Raw genomic sequence first — 14,239 nt, 5'->3', positions numbered from 1 at the left:
GGTACGTCACCACGTGCTTGACGTGGATCTGTCGTGCCTCGATACGAAAGTTGATGTTCCGGACACTCCGATCAGCTGTCCGAGGCGGACCGCGCCGCGTCGCGAAGGGCCGCGAGCAGCCCGGCCTCCGACTGGGATCCGGTCAACGGCTGTGCGCCGTCGATGAAGAACACCGGCACACCGGTGACGCCGAGCCGGCGCACACGGTCGAGTTCGGTCTGCAGGCGGTCCGCCTCCGCAGCTGTGTCCGGTGCCGTTCCTGCTGCCCCCGAGCCCGAGTCGTCCGCCGTGACGCCGACTTCCTCGGCGAGGAGGGCGAGGGTGGCGCCGTCGCCGATGTGCAGTCCGTCGGTGAAGTGCGCGCGAAAGAGACGCTCCACCATCTGCTCGGCCCTGCCCTGCCGCGCGGCCCGGGCGATGAGCCGGTGCGCCTCGAACGTGCCGGTCGCCACGGCGCGTTCGTAGCGCAGCTCCAGTCCCTCCGCGGCCACCTGCTCGGCGAACAGGAGCGTCTGCCGTACCGCCTGCGGGCCGAACACCCGCTCCAGTACGGGGAGCAGGGGCTCCCCTTCGGTGCCCGCGCCCGGCGCGAGCTCGAAGGGGAGGAACTCCACCTGGACCCGGTGGCCTTCGGCGCGCAGCCGGTCCGCCGCACGGGTGAAGCGGGTGTAGCCGAGGAAGGAGTGAACGCAGATCACGTCGAGCGCGATCCGAACGCGCACCGTCGTGCTCCTCGTCTGTTGCTCCTCCATGTGTGGTGCCTCCTTTGGGCTGATGCGGTCAAGTGTCCTGTCATTGTGGCTGGTTGCCGTGTTTGCGGGAGGGCAGGTCCGCGTGCTTGGAGTGGAGCATGGCGAGGGATCGGATGAGGATCTCGCGGGTCTCGGCGGGGTCGATGACGTCGTCGACCAGGCCTCGCTCCGCCGCGTAGTACGGGTGCATCAGCTCGGACTTGTACTCCTTGACCATGCGGGCCCGCATGGCCTCGGGGTCCTCGGCCTCGGCGATCTGTCGCCGGAAGATGACGTTGGCGGCACCTTCGGCGCCCATCACGGCGATCTCGTTCGTCGGCCAGGCATAGGTGAGGTCGGCGCCGATGGACTGGCTGTCCATGACGATGTAGGCACCTCCGTACGCCTTGCGCATGATCAGCGAGATCCGCGGCACGGTCGCGTTGCAGTAGGCGTAGAGCAGCTTCGCGCCGTGCCGGATGATTCCGCCGTGCTCCTGGTCGACGCCGGGCAGGAAGCCGGGGACGTCCAGAAGGGTGACGATCGGGATGTTGAAGGCGTCGCACATCTGCACGAACCGGGCGGCCTTTTCGCTGGCCTCGATGTCCAGGACACCGGCGAGGGACTGGGGCTGGTTGGCCACGATGCCGACGACCTGGCCGCCGAGGCGGGCCATCGCGCAGATGATGTTGCGGGCCCAGCGCTCGTGGATCTCGACGTACTCGCCGTCGTCGACGATCTCCTCGATGACCTTGGTCATGTCGTACGGGCGGTTGCCGTCGGCCGGGACCAGGTCGAGCAGGACGTCGCTGCGGCGGTCGGCCGGGTCGGTGGACTCGACGCGCGGGGGGTTCTCGCGGTTGTTCTGCGGGAGCAGCGAGAGGAGGTAGCGGACCTCGGCGATGCAGGTCTCCTCGTCGTCGTACGCGAAGTGGCAGACGCCGGAGGTCTCGGCGTGCACGTCGGCGCCGCCGAGGCCGTTCTGGGTGATCTCCTCGCCGGTGACCGCCTTGACGACGTCCGGGCCGGTGATGAACATCTGCGAGGTCTCGCGGACCATGAAGACGAAGTCGGTGAGGGCGGGGCTGTAGGCCGCGCCGCCCGCGCACGGGCCGAGCATCACGCTGATCTGCGGGATGACGCCGGACGCCTTGGTGTTGCGCTGGAAGATGCCGCCGTACCCGGCGAGGGCGCTGACGCCCTCCTGGATGCGTGCGCCGGCGCCGTCGTTCAGCGACACCAGCGGGGCGCCGGCCGCGATGGCCATGTCCATGATCTTGTGGATCTTCGTGGCGTGGGCCTCGCCCAGCGCGCCGCCGAAGATACGGAAGTCATGGGCGTAGACGAAGACCGTACGGCCCTCCACCGTGCCCCAGCCGGTGATGACACCGTCGGTGAACGGCTTCTTGGTCTCCAGGCCGAACCCGGTCGCCCGGTGCCTGCGCAGTTGCTCGACCTCCTGGAAGGAGCCCGGGTCCACCAGCAGCTCGATCCGCTCCCGGGCGGTCAGCTTGCCCTTGGCGTGCTGCGCCTGGGTCGCCTTCTCGCTCGGGCCGGCCAGCGCCTGGGCACGGATCTCGTGCAGCTCGGCCACCCGGCCGCGCGCGTCCGTGGGTTCGATCGCCGTCAGAGGCCTGTCGTCCACCGCGGTCAAGAGAGTTCCTCCTCACGTGCATCGGGAGCGTCACGCGCGGCGAGGTCGTCGAGTGCGTGATCGGCATCAGGGATATGACGGACTCCTGACGGGCGGACGCCAGCTCCTTGGCCGGCGTCCGCAGGTACCCGCCCAGCAGCCGGCGCAGCGCGATGTGCGCGGCCGCGTACAGAGTGCGGTCGCCGCGCAGCCGGAAGGCGTCCGCTCGGCGCCGCTCGGCCGCGTCGAGTTCGTCCAACGCCAGCGGCGCCTCCTCGGGCGGCGTCAGCAGCCAGACGGCCAAGTGGCCTTTTTCCAGGGAGAGTTCTGGCCAGGGAGCGAGCGTCATGCGGAACGGCGGCGCACGTCGTCCAGCAGGACGGCCTGCCGCAGGGTGTCCGCGCGCGGGGCGGCCCCGGCGCGGATCGCGGTGACGAACGCGGCGACCGTGGCCGCGACCTGGTCGGCGGGCTCCAGCAGGATCTCCTCCGTCTCGGTGCCCCGGTGCAGTCCGATCGCGGCCACGAAGTCCGCCGGCGGGGTGAAGGCCCGGTCCACGGTGATCCGGCCCTCGCTGCCCCACAGTTCGTACCGGGAGAGATAGGCGTGTTCCATGCCGAACGTGAGGTGCGCGGTGACCCCGCCGGGAGTGGCCAGCAGCGCGGCACCCGACGTCTCGACCTGCCGCCCGGCGCGCCGGGTGAGACGGGCGCCGACCACGTCGAGACCGTGGCCCAGGAAGTGCAGGGCGGCCCGCAGCGGGTAGAGGCCGACGTCCGCCAGCGCGCCGCCGCCGAGCTCGGCGGAGTACCGAATGTCGTCGCCGACGAGCGGGGGGATGGCGAACTCCGCGCGGAATGCGCGCAGTTCGCCGATCCGCCCCTCGGCAACCAGGCGCCGCACCGCCTCGTGCCGGGGATGATGGACGAACATGACGTTCTCCATCATGGCCACACCCCGCTTCGCGGCGAGGTCCAGGAGCCGCTCGGTGCTCTCCGGGTCCGTAGTCAGGGGCTTCTCGGCCAGGACGTGCTTGCCCGCGTTCAGCGCCGACTCCACCCACGGGGCGTGCAGCGCGGCCGGCAGGGGCACGTACACGGCCTGGATGTCGTCGGCGTCGAGCAGTTCGTCGTACCCCTGGACGGGGCGGCAGTCGAAGCGGCGGCCGACCTGCTCGGCCCTGGCCCGGTCGCGGCTGGCGACCGCGGCGAGTTCCAGACCAGGGGAGGCGGCGAACGCGGGCAGCATCCGCCGCACCGCGATGTCCGCGCAGCCGAGCACCCCGATCCGCACCGGCCCGCTCATCGGGCGTTCGCCGCCGCGGCGTTGAGGCAGGCCAGGAGCGTGCGGGCCTGGACGTTGAGGTAGTGGCCGTGGCGCACCAGCCAGGTGAGCTGGTCCGGCGTGACCCAGGCGTAGCCGGCCGGCGGATCGAGCGGGACATCGTGCTCGTCGGCGTCGACGATCAGATACCGGCTCTCGGCGTTGAGGAACCGGCCGCCCTCCTCCGAGTGCACGGCCTCGTACCGGATGCGGTCCGCCGGCGCCGCGAGCACGGTGTCGAGGAACGACGGGCGTTCCTTCGCGGGCAGGTGGGCGTAGTTTCCAGGCGTGTACTGGACCGTGGGGCCCAGCTCGACGGTGTCCAGGAAACCGCCCTCGACCCGGGCGTGCACCAGGACATGGGGGACGCCGTCGAACGTGCGGGTGAGGAACGCGGTGACGCCCAGGCCCACCGGCTCGAACAGCGGCTGGGTCCAGCCGGTGACCTCGCGGTTGCCGGCCTGCACGGCGACCGCCACCACCTTGAAGTAGCGGCCCTCCTCGTGCTCGACGGTCATCTCGTCGCGCCGCCAGCCGGGCAGCCCGGCCAGCGGTACGCGCTCGGCGTGCACGTCGTGCCGGGAGCGCTCACCGGTGATCCAGGACAGCAGCTGGGCGTCGGACAGCAGGGCGCCGGCCGCCGTCTCCGGGACGGGCAGGCAGGACAGGACCGTACGCGAGTCCATGTTGACGACATTGTCCTGGTGCAGGAGTTCCGCTATCTGCCCGAGGGTGAGCCAGCAGAAGTCGTCGAGGAGCGGCACGTCGTCGTCCGTCAGCACGATCATGTTGCGGTTGGACTTGTGGAAGAACCACGAACCGTGCTCGGACTGCAGGACGTCCGCGACGACCCGGCCGCGGCCCGGGCCGACGAAGTGCTCGAGGTACTTCACGTCCGCGCCCTGGTGGACCTTGGTGTAGTTGCTGCGGGTGGCCTGCACGGTCGGGGACAGCTGGAGCAGGTTCGGGTTGCCGGGCTCCATCTTCGCCTGCATCAGGAAGTGCAGGACCCCGTCGAACTCCTTGCCGAGGATGCCCAGGATGCCGACTTCGGGCTGCTTGATGATGGGCTGGTGCCATTCGGCGTGCGGGCCGTCGCCGTACGGAGCGCCCCGCTCGGTGACGTGCAGGCCCTCGACCGTGAAGAAGCGGCCGCTGCGGTGCTCGAGGTTGCCGGTGGTGTCGTGGAACGACCAGCCGTCCAGGCGGGCGAAGGGGATCCGGTCCACGTGGAAGGCGTTGGCGCGGCCCCGCTCGGCGAGCCAGTCGGCGAAGCCGGCGGTCGCCAGGTGCGCGCCCCGAGTGGTGGCGGCCGACAGTGCGAGCCGGTCCGCCAGCAGCTTCGCGTCGTCGCGCGGCTGAAGGGTGAGAGGCAGCATCAGAGAACTCCCCGTGTTCGATGTGTCCGGTGCGCGTGACGTGCGGCTCATCCGACGTCGACGATGGTGAACAGGCCCTTCTTGACGAGCCTGATGCCGTCCGTGGCGTCCTTCGACCAGGTCAGCGCGGCGTACCGGGTGCTTTCCAGGGGGACCTGCACCACCGACGACCGGCCCGTGGACAGGTGCAGGCTCCCCAGGCTGGCCGAGACGAACGGGGAGTTCGGCGGGAACGTGCCGTCGTCGGGCATGGCGTCGAAGTACGCCTTGAGGTCGGCCTCGGTCGTGCCCTCCGCGATCTTCACGAAGAGCAGTTCGTTGACCTGGCCGGGGATCTCGTTTACGTACCGCAGAGGCCGGCCGGCCCGCAGCGTGCCGCGGACCTCGAAGCGCGGACCCGCTCCGGGCACGTTCTTCGACACGATCGTCGCGGTCGGCGCCAGGCCCTGGGCGACGGCGTCGCCGGAGACGGTCAGCCAGCGATAGCGCGGCTCCGCGTCGCCCACGGCCAGATAGTCGAACAGCAGGTATCTGCCCGGGTCGAGGTGCTGGGTGAACGATCCCGGCCGGCCGGGATGGATCACCAGCCCGCCGAGCAAAGTCGCGGTCGCGTCCAGGTCCTTCGCCCCCTGGGGGACGTCGGACGGCGTGTTGGACAGCGCGCGTGAGAGGGCGTCCAGGAAGTCGTCCCAGCCGGCACCGTCCTTCGGCCGGGCCAGCCCGATCCAGCCCTTGCCCGCCTGCGTGGTCGAGGCGCGGAAGGTGGTCAGGCCGGGCCGGGTGGTCGCCGGCGCGGTGAAGCCGTCGGCGGTCGAGACGAGGTCGACGGTGTGGGAGGCCTCGGACGCCTGGACCGCGTGGACGTCCTGGGCGGTCCGGAGGCCCTGGGCGGGGAGCGACGGGGCCGCGAGGGCAGGCCCCTGGACGCCGGCCAGGAGCAGCGTGGCGCCGCACAACAAGGTCGTCGTGCGTTTCGTCCTCTTGTGATTCATGGCGGGAGCGTCGTCGCCTCTCTCTTGTCAGACGTACACGGATGCCGTGAAGTCGCCGAGGACCCGCCGGTAGTAGTCGGGTCCGAAGCCCATCTCCGCGACCTGCGGAACCAGGGCGTGCAGCTTCTTGGTGGAGATGACGTGCTGGCGGCCGCCCGTGTCGTGGTACTCCCTGCGCGCCTTGAGTTTGAGTGCCTTTGCGAGATGGTCGACGACGTCCTCCACCGGAACCGCGAAACCCGACGCCACGTTGACCGTCTCGGCCCGCAGGTCCGTGGCGAGCAGGCGGTCGACGACGGTGATGACGTCGCAGACGTCGATCAGGTCGCGGGCCGCGCCCCGGTGCACGCGGACCACGCCCTCGCGCAACTGCCGCACCAGCGTGGGCAGCAACTGGTGCTCGGGCTGGTCGGGGCCGACCAGATGTCCCAGTCGGAGAATGACGTGGTCGGCCCCGGTGTCGCGCAGCAGTTCCTCCAGGGCGAGTTTGTGCGCGCCGTAGGGGGTGCAGGGCGTCACCGGGACGTCCTCCCTGCCCGGCCCCTCGGCGAGCCCGTACATCCCGGTCGCCGCGGTGGAGAAGAACAGCAGCCGCCGCCCGTCGGCCGCGCACCGCTTCGCGACCTCGCCCACCAGCGCGGCCTCGCGGGCGAAATCCGCGTCCGAGGTGCCGCTCGCCCACGACACCCCCGCCGCCAGGGCCACGGTGTCCGGATGCCGGCCGGCCAGCGGACGCAGGTTCTGCGCCAGGAAACCGGTTCCCACAATGTCCATACGTCGTCGTCCCGATCTCTGGGGAGTAGGAGGGCCGTTCAGCTCAGCCGCGCGCGGCCACGAACTCCTTGATCGAGGCGGTGACGTAGTCCAGCATCTCGTCGGTGAGCGCCGGATAGACCCCGATCCAGAAGGTGTGCTCGGTGATGAGGTCACTGTTCGTCAGCTCGCCCACGATCCGGTGCGGCTGGTCGATGTAGGCCGGGTGGCGGGTCAGGTTGCCCGCGAACATCCGGCGGGTGCCGATCTTGCGTTCCTCCAGGAAGTCCACCAGCTCGGCGCGGCGGAACGGCGCCTCGGGGTCCACGGTGATCACGAAGCCGAACCAGCTGGGCTCGGAGCGGGGGGTGGGCTCGGGCAGCAGCAGCCCCGGAACCCCGTCCAGGCCCTCCCGCAGCCGCTGCCAGTTGCGCCGCCGCGCCTCGATGAAGGTGTCCAGCTTGGCCAGCTGGGACAGCCCGAGCGCGGCCTGGATGTCGGTGGCCTTCAGGTTGTAACCGACGTGCGAGAAAATGTACTTGTGGTCGTAGCCGGCCGGCAGCGTGCCCATCTGGTACTTGAAGCGCTTGAGGCACTTGTCGTTCTCGCCGGGCTCGCACCAGCAGTCCCGGCCCCAGTCCCGCAGCGACTCCACGATCCGTGCCAGGGAGAGGTTGGCGGTCAGGACGCAGCCGCCCTCGCCCATGGTGAGGTGGTGCGCCGGGTAGAAGCTGACGGTCGTCATGTCGCCGAAGGTGCCGGTGAGCTTCCCGTCGTACAGCGAGCCGACCGCGTCGCAGTTGTCCTCGATGAGGAACAGGTCGTGCTGTTCCGCGAGTTGGGCGATCTCGGTGACCGGGAAGGGGTTGCCGAGCGCATGGGCGATGATGATGGCCCGGGTCTTGGGACCGATCGCCGCCGCCACCCGGTCGGCGGTCGCGTTGCAGGTGGTGAGGTCCACGTCCACGAACACCGGGACGAGGCCGTTCTGCAGGATCGGGTTGACCGTGGTCGGGAAGCCCGCCGCGACGGTGATGACCTCGTCGCCCGGCTTCAGCCGACGGTCTTCCAGCGTGTGGGAGGTGAGGGCCGACACGGCCAGCAGGTTGGCCGACGAACCCGAGTTGGTGAGGTGGGCCTTGCGGCGCTTGAGGCGTCGGGCGAAGGCCGACTCGAACTTGCGGGAACTGGTCCCGGCGGCGATGCGCATCTCCAGCGCCGCCTCCACCAGGGCCACCCGGTCGTTCTCGTCCAGCACGGCGCCGGACGGCCAGATCTCTGTCGTGCCGGGGACGAACTCCCGGGTGGGGGAGGCTTCTCGGTGGTACTCGCGGACGCCGTCGAGTACCAGGTCCTTGCGGTCGCTCATGGTTGTTTCCCTTCTTCGGCCGGTGCGTCGGCCGTGATCCCGAGTGGTGTGCCGGACCGGGGGTGCTCCGGCGGCAGTACGGAGGCGAGCAGCTCGCGCAGGGAGTCGTCGAGGCTGCGCAGCGGGCGCCAGCCGAGCAGGCGCCGTGCGCGGGAGACGTCCAGGCACTGCCATGCGACGTCGGTGCGCGAGCCCGGTCCCTCGGCCGCCTCCACCACCTGGAGCTCGAGCCCGCTGAGTGCGATCATCCGGTCGACCAGAGCGCGCATCGGGACAGCCGTGCCACGGCCCACGTTGATCACCTGACCGGCGACGTCCGCCTGCGGCGCGGTGGCCGCGGCCAGCACCGCCGCGATGACGTCGCCGGCGTCCACCAGGTCGCGGGCCGCGCGCAGCGGCGGAAGGCGCAGTTCGGCGGCCTTCTCACCGCGTGCGTCGGCTTGGGCGGCCGCACCGAGGTGCGCCGCGACCCGGCCGAAGAGACTGCCCTGCGGAACCCCGGCGCCGATCACGTTGGCGAGCCGAAGCACCACGCCGTCCACCCCCTGCTCACGCCGGGCACGCAGCACGGCCCGCGTGCCCGCGAGCTTGGTGCGGCCGTACGGGGTGACCGGGGCGGGCTCGTGCTCCTCGCCGGTGGCGGCGTCCGGGGCGCCCGCCCCGTACTCGTGGACGGTGCCGAGCTGGACCAGCCGTACCGGCGGACCGGGCAGTGCGGCGAGCGCCGTGACGACCCGCTCGACCAGTTCGGCGTTTCCCGCGGCCATCTGCGCCTCGTCGGCCTGCCAGGCCCGGCCGGCCGCGTTGACCACGACGTCGGCGTCGGCCGCCGCGAGGACCGCGGCGATCTCCCGCGGCGAAGCCGTGACCAGGTCCAGGCCCACGGCCGACCCCTCGGACCCGAGGTCCGGCGCGGGGACGGCCGGCGCGCCGCGGGAGACCAGGTGCACTCGGGCGCCGGCCGCGGCGCACGCCGCACCGATGCGGCGGCCCAGGAAACCGGTACCTCCGAGGACCACGACCGAGAGCCCGGTCACCGGCCGGTGCTCAGAGGACACGGCTCGTGCCGTGCTTGACGGCCTTCCACCAGTCGGGGTTGTCCCGGTACCAGGCGACCGTGTCGGCCAGGCCCGTCTCGAAGCCGGTCAGCGGCGCGTAGCCGAGCTCTTCGCGGATCTTCGACTCGTCGATCGAGTAGCGCAGGTCGTGCGCCTTGCGGTCCGCGACGCGGCGGATCATCTCCTCGCCCGCGCCGGTCAGCTCCAGCAGCCGTTCGGTGAGGGCGAGGTTGCTGTACTCGTTGCCGCCGCCGATGTTGTAGACCTCGCCCGCTCGCCCCCCGTTGAGCACCAGGTGGATGCCACGGCAGTGGTCGTCCACGTGCAGCCATTCGCGGACGTTGCGGCCGTCGCCGTACAGCGGGACCTGGCGGCCCTCCAGTAGGTTGGTGACGAACAGCGGGATGACCTTCTCGGGGTGCTGGTAGGGCCCGTAGTTGTTGGAGCAGCGGGTGATCGAGAGGTCCAGGCCGTGGGTGCGCCAGTACGCCCGCGCGACCAGGTCCGAACCGGCTTTCGAGGCGGCGTAGGGGGAGTTGGGCGCCAGCGGCCACTCCTCCGTCCAGGAGCCCTCGTTGATCGAGCCGTACACCTCGTCCGTGGAGACGTGCACGACCCGCTCGATCCCGCTCTCCAGCACGGCGTCCAGCAGGGTCTGGGTGCCCAGGACGTTCGTACGGAAGAACTCGTCGGCGCCCTCCAGGGAGCGGTCGACGTGCGACTCGGCCGCGAAGTGGACCACGGCGTCGTGGCCGGGCAGCAGTTCGCGCAGCAGGCCGCGGTCGCAGACGTCGCCGCGGACGAACACCAGCCGCTCGTGCGAGGCGGGCAGGTTCTCGCGGTTGCCCGCGTAGGTCAGCTTGTCCAGGGCGGTGACCTGGGCGCCCTCCCAGCCGGTGTACTTGTCGGCCAACAGGCTGCGCACGAAGTGCGAGCCGATGAAGCCGGCCGCTCCGGTGACCAGGATCCTCATGCCGCGACCTCCACTCGGGTGTGATCTCCGACGATCAGGCAGTGATGGCCCGTGCCCGGGCCGGTGGTGCCGACGGACGCGGCGCGTCCGATGAGCGAGTTGCGCAGCCCGCGCACGCCGGTGACCGACGCCTCGTCCAGGGCGATGGAGCCCTCCAGCCGGCTGTCCGTCACCGTGCAGTCCCGCCCGATGGAGGTGTGCGGGCCCACATGGCTGTCCTGCAGGACCGTGCCCGCGCCGATGATCGCCGGTCCCTCGACCCGGGACCGCACGATGCGCGCCCCCGCCTCGACCACGACCCGGCCGACGAGGACGCTGTCGGCGTCGACCTGTCCGTCGACGCGTGGGGTCAGGGCGTCCAGGAGGTGGCTGTTGCACTCCAGGACGTCCTCGACCTTCCCGGTGTCCTTCCAGTAGCCGTCGTAGATCCTGGCGCGCACGTCCGCGCCGGAGGAGACCAGCCACTGGACGGCGTCGGTGATCTCCAGTTCGCCACGGGCGCTGGGCGCGATGGCGGCCACCGCCTCGTGGATGGCGGGGGTGAAGAAGTACACGCCGATCAGGGCCATGTCGCTGCGCGGGTGCTGCGGCTTCTCCACCAGACGCAGCACCTCCCCGTCGGGGCCGAGTTCGGCGACGCCGAAGGAGCGCGGGTCGGCGACCTTGTGCACGACGACCTGGGCGGCCGGCCGCTGCCGGTTGAAGTCCTCGGCGATCTCGACGACTCCGTCGGGCAGCATGTTGTCGCCGAGGTACATCACGAAGTCGTCGTCGCCGAGGAAGCCGCGGGCGATGGACACGGTGTGGGCCAGTCCGCGCGGCGCGTCCTGAGGGATGTAGACGATGCTCACGCCGAACCGGGAGCCGTCGCCGAGCACGGCCTCGATCTCGGGGCCGCGGTTGCCGACGATGACGCCGACCTCGGTCACCCCCAATTCCCGGACCGCGTTCAGCACATGCGCCAGCACGGGCGTGTTGGCTATGGGGATGAGTTGTTTGGGCATCGAATAGCTGAAAGGCCGCAGGCGGGTTCCAGATCCGCCGGCGAGCACCAGAGCTTTCATCGAGAGGTCCTCTCGGTTCGTGTGTTCATGCCGGTTCGAGCGCGTCGAGCACGCTCGCGGGCGAGGGCATGGCAGCGATCTCCCGGGAGAGTTCGCGGGCCCGCTCGCCGTATCCGTCCTCGGACAGCAGTTTTTGGCAGGAGTCCGCGATCGCGTCGGCCGAGTCCTCGCCGGGCAGCAGCGTGATCGCGGCCCCGAGGTCGGCGACGCGACGGGCCGGCTTCTCCAGCACGGCGCCCTTGGGAACGAGCAGTTGGGGCACACCGGCGTTCAGTCCGGTCAGGGTGCTGACGCCGCCCCCGTGGTGCACGAGCAGATCGCAGGTGGGCGCCACCACGTCGAGGGGCGCCCAGCCGGCCCGGACACCCGGCAGTTCGTCGCGCAGGGCGTCGGCGACCGCTTCGGGTGCGGCGACGATCAGCTCGACGTCCCAGGCGGCGACGTCCTTGGCGAGGCCGCGCAGGAATTCGAAGTTCTTGTCGTAGCTCTCCCTGGCGACCCGGCTCCCGGACGTCACCAGGACGCGGCGGCGCTCGCCCCGGCTGTACATCCAGGGTTCCAGCCGCCGCTGGGCGTTGGCCGGGACATACCGCATCGGCCGGGCCGGGGCGGCGCCCGCCGGCCGCAGGCTCGGCGGGCAGATGTCCACGAAGACATCGGGGTCGGGCAGTCGGTCAAGGCCGAACTCTGCTAGTTCCGGCCGGAGTTCGGCGCCGGCGCCGGGATGGATGCCGTCGGCCTCGATGGCGTCCCAGGTCTGGCGCACATGCGGCACGCCGAGGTGCAGGGCGAGCAGCGGGGCGACGTAGCTCATCGTGCCGCCGACGATCAGGTCGGGCCGCCAGGCGCGGCAGAACTCCAGCATCCGCGGCAGACTCGAGGCGGCCATGCGGGCGAACCAGCGCCCGGTGAACAGGGCCTGCTCGACCGGATCGGAAGGAATCTCCTCGGGGTTGCCGGCCCGGTCCGTGGTGATGAAGTGCCGGATCGGCAGCTCGGTGGTCGCGACGCCCGGCAGGCCCGAGGAGGTGATGACCGGGACCATGTCGTCGTTCGCGGCCATGACCACCTGGTGGCCCGCGTTGCGAGCGGCGGTGGCGAGCGGTGCCAGGGCGAAGACCGTCGCCGGGCTGCCCGCCGCCACGAAGAGCATTCTCACGGTGTCCCTGCCTTGCTGAATCGGGGCAGCAGGCCTGCCCGTACGGCCTCGGCCACGGTCGGCGCCTTCGCGTCCTTGTCCGAGATGAGGGGGGTCTCAGGGCAGTCCCAGGGCAGATCGAGTTCCGGATCGAGCGGATTGACGTCGATCTGGGTGCCCGGCACATACGCGGTGGAGACGACGTAGCAGATGCAGGCGTCGTCGCTGAGCGCGAGGAATCCGTGGCCCACGCCCTCGGGGACGTAGACGGACCTGCCGGAGTCCGCGTCCAGTTCGTTGACCTGGTGCTCGCCGAAGGTCGGGGAGCCGATCCGCAGGTCCACGACGATGTCGCGCAGCGCACCGCGGACGCAGGTGACGAACTTGGCCTGCCCGGGCGGTATGCGCACACTGTGGATCCCGCGCAGTGTGTGCCGTCTCGACACGGAGTAGTTGATCTGCTGGGGCCGGAAGGCGACGCCGGTCACGCTCTCCAGCGCGTCGCTGCGCAGGGACTCGTAGAACGTCCCGCGCTCGTCCGGAATCTGGTCGGGCGTGATCAGGTAGGTCCCGGGCAGGGTCATTTCCTCGATGTGCACTACACGCTCGCCTCTCTCGGTTTCGTGGCTGCTCCCGCCCGTCGCTCCAGATCGGCGGCCACGGTGGCGGGGGACGGCATCGCGGCCATCTCCGCGGCCAGCCGGCGGGCCGACTCGGCGTAGCGCGGGTCGGACAGCAGCTCGTCCAGGGCCCGGCCGACGACCTGCGGGTCGTCCTGCCGCGCCGCGGTGTCGAAGGACAGTCCCGCCCCGGTCGCGGCGAGCCGGTCGGCCAGCGGGAAGTGGTCCGCCAGCTGCGGCAGCACCAGCTGCGGCAGTCCGAACGCGGTGGCGGTCATCGCCGTGCCGGCGCCGCCGTGGTGGACCATCGCGTCGCAGGTCCCGAGGAACAGGTGCAGGGGCAGCGGGTCGACGACCGTCACGTTCCCCGGCAGCGGCCCGACCGCCGCGCGGTACGGCCGCGGCAGTGTGACGAGGATCTCGGCGTCACGGCGGGCGGCGAGGGCGTGCAGCAGGCCGCGGACGAAGGGCCCGCCGTGCAGGGCCGGCGTGTTGCCCAGCGAGACGGCGACCCGTCGCCGCCCGGCTCCCGGGCCGGGGTCCGCCCGCACCCAGGCCGGCGTCTCGGCGCCCCCGCTGTAGGGCACGTACCTGATCGGCACGCCCGCTTCGCCGTCCGGCATCCGCAGGCCCGGCGGGCACGGGTCGAGCAGAACGGTCGGGTCCGGCAGCCCGGACGGCCCGGGTCCCCCGGCCGGCTCCGGGACGTCGGCGCGCACGAAGCGCCGGGCGGGGCTGGAGATGGCGTCCACCGTCCACCGGTGGTGCACCACCGGCACACCCAGCCGGGCGCCGATGATCAGGGAGCAGTACTCCAGCGGGTCGGCCAAGATCAGCTCGGGGCCGTACTCCTCGGCCAGGGCGGTGTAGCGGTCGAGCAGCGCGGCGGCGTGGGCCCACCACAGCCTGCCGTACCCGCCGAGCAGTTCGGGGGCCGGCCGGGGCCGGGCCTGCAGGGGCCGCTGCTCTGCGGGCAGGTTCCTCAGCAGCAAGGCGTCGACGTCGAACGACTTGCCCACCTCGACGCCGGTGAGCCCGCAGGCCCGGACCGCGCCGAGCACATCGGGCTGGCCGAGCACCGTCACCTCGTGGCCGGCCGACCGCAGCGCCCACAGCAGGGGCACCAGAGGCAGGAAATGGGACGGTACAGGGGTGGTGATCACCAGTACGCGCATCTGACGGACAGTCCTCTCCGGCCTGTACGGG

Annotated in this window: 13 protein-coding genes; all 13 read right to left on the bottom strand. The window is 71.3% G+C overall.

What is annotated here, in order from left to right:
* Positions 1 to 71 precede the first annotated feature (71 nt).
* Positions 72 to 752, bottom strand: coding sequence for a DsbA family oxidoreductase (locus tag OG352_RS07840; RefSeq protein ID WP_329215657.1), 681 nt, complete (start codon positions 750 to 752; stop codon positions 72 to 74).
* A gap of 40 nt (positions 753 to 792) precedes the next feature.
* Positions 793 to 2,325, bottom strand: a complete 1,533-nt coding sequence (locus tag OG352_RS07835; RefSeq protein WP_329223751.1) for an acyl-CoA carboxylase subunit beta — start codon at positions 2,323 to 2,325, stop codon at positions 793 to 795.
* Positions 2,326 to 2,709: 384 nt separating this feature from the next.
* Entirely contained in the window at positions 2,710 to 3,669 is a 960-nt protein-coding gene (locus OG352_RS07830; protein ID WP_329215656.1) for a Gfo/Idh/MocA family protein, read from the bottom strand.
* Positions 3,666 to 5,066 (bottom strand): NDP-hexose 2,3-dehydratase family protein, encoded by a 1,401-nt coding sequence (locus OG352_RS07825; protein WP_329215655.1) that lies wholly within the window; start codon positions 5,064 to 5,066, stop codon positions 3,666 to 3,668. The genes OG352_RS07830 and OG352_RS07825 overlap by 4 nt, the downstream gene beginning before the upstream one ends.
* Before the next feature lie 47 nt (positions 5,067 to 5,113).
* Positions 5,114 to 6,058 carry a hypothetical protein gene (locus OG352_RS07820; protein WP_329215654.1) on the bottom strand — a complete coding sequence of 315 codons (945 nt, stop codon included), beginning with the start codon at positions 6,056 to 6,058 and terminating at the stop codon, positions 5,114 to 5,116.
* A 27-nt stretch (positions 6,059 to 6,085) separates the two neighbouring features.
* Entirely contained in the window at positions 6,086 to 6,832 is a 747-nt protein-coding gene (locus OG352_RS07815) for an NAD-dependent epimerase/dehydratase family protein (RefSeq protein ID WP_329215653.1), read from the bottom strand.
* A 43-nt stretch (positions 6,833 to 6,875) separates the two neighbouring features.
* Positions 6,876 to 8,180 (bottom strand): lipopolysaccharide biosynthesis protein RfbH, encoded by a 1,305-nt coding sequence (rfbH, locus tag OG352_RS07810; protein ID WP_329215652.1) that lies wholly within the window; start codon positions 8,178 to 8,180, stop codon positions 6,876 to 6,878.
* Positions 8,177 to 9,238 carry an NAD-dependent epimerase/dehydratase family protein gene (locus OG352_RS07805; RefSeq protein WP_329215651.1) on the bottom strand — a complete coding sequence of 354 codons (1,062 nt, stop codon included), beginning with the start codon at positions 9,236 to 9,238 and terminating at the stop codon, positions 8,177 to 8,179. Before OG352_RS07805 ends, rfbH begins: the two co-directional genes overlap by 4 nt.
* Positions 9,228 to 10,211 (bottom strand): dTDP-glucose 4,6-dehydratase, encoded by a 984-nt coding sequence (rfbB, locus tag OG352_RS07800; protein ID WP_329215650.1) that lies wholly within the window; start codon positions 10,209 to 10,211, stop codon positions 9,228 to 9,230. Before rfbB ends, OG352_RS07805 begins: the two co-directional genes overlap by 11 nt.
* Complete coding sequence (locus OG352_RS07795; RefSeq protein WP_329215649.1) at positions 10,208 to 11,275, bottom strand: glucose-1-phosphate thymidylyltransferase; 1,068 nt, start codon at positions 11,273 to 11,275, stop codon at positions 10,208 to 10,210. Before OG352_RS07795 ends, rfbB begins: the two co-directional genes overlap by 4 nt.
* A gap of 25 nt (positions 11,276 to 11,300) precedes the next feature.
* Entirely contained in the window at positions 11,301 to 12,428 is a 1,128-nt protein-coding gene (locus tag OG352_RS07790) for a nucleotide disphospho-sugar-binding domain-containing protein (RefSeq protein ID WP_329223750.1), read from the bottom strand.
* A 2-nt stretch (positions 12,429 to 12,430) separates the two neighbouring features.
* Entirely contained in the window at positions 12,431 to 13,012 is a 582-nt protein-coding gene (locus tag OG352_RS07785; protein WP_443072181.1) for a dTDP-4-dehydrorhamnose 3,5-epimerase family protein, read from the bottom strand.
* Positions 13,012 to 14,208, bottom strand: a complete 1,197-nt coding sequence (locus tag OG352_RS07780; RefSeq protein ID WP_329215647.1) for a nucleotide disphospho-sugar-binding domain-containing protein — start codon at positions 14,206 to 14,208, stop codon at positions 13,012 to 13,014. Before OG352_RS07780 ends, OG352_RS07785 begins: the two co-directional genes overlap by 1 nt.
* Positions 14,209 to 14,239: the final 31 nt, after the last annotated feature.

Source organism: Streptomyces sp. NBC_01485 (assembly GCF_036227125.1).
GTDB lineage: Bacteria > Actinomycetota > Actinomycetes > Streptomycetales > Streptomycetaceae > Streptomyces.
The sequence above is the reverse complement of the archived record's forward strand: the minus strand, read 5'-3'. Positions and strand labels throughout refer to the sequence as shown.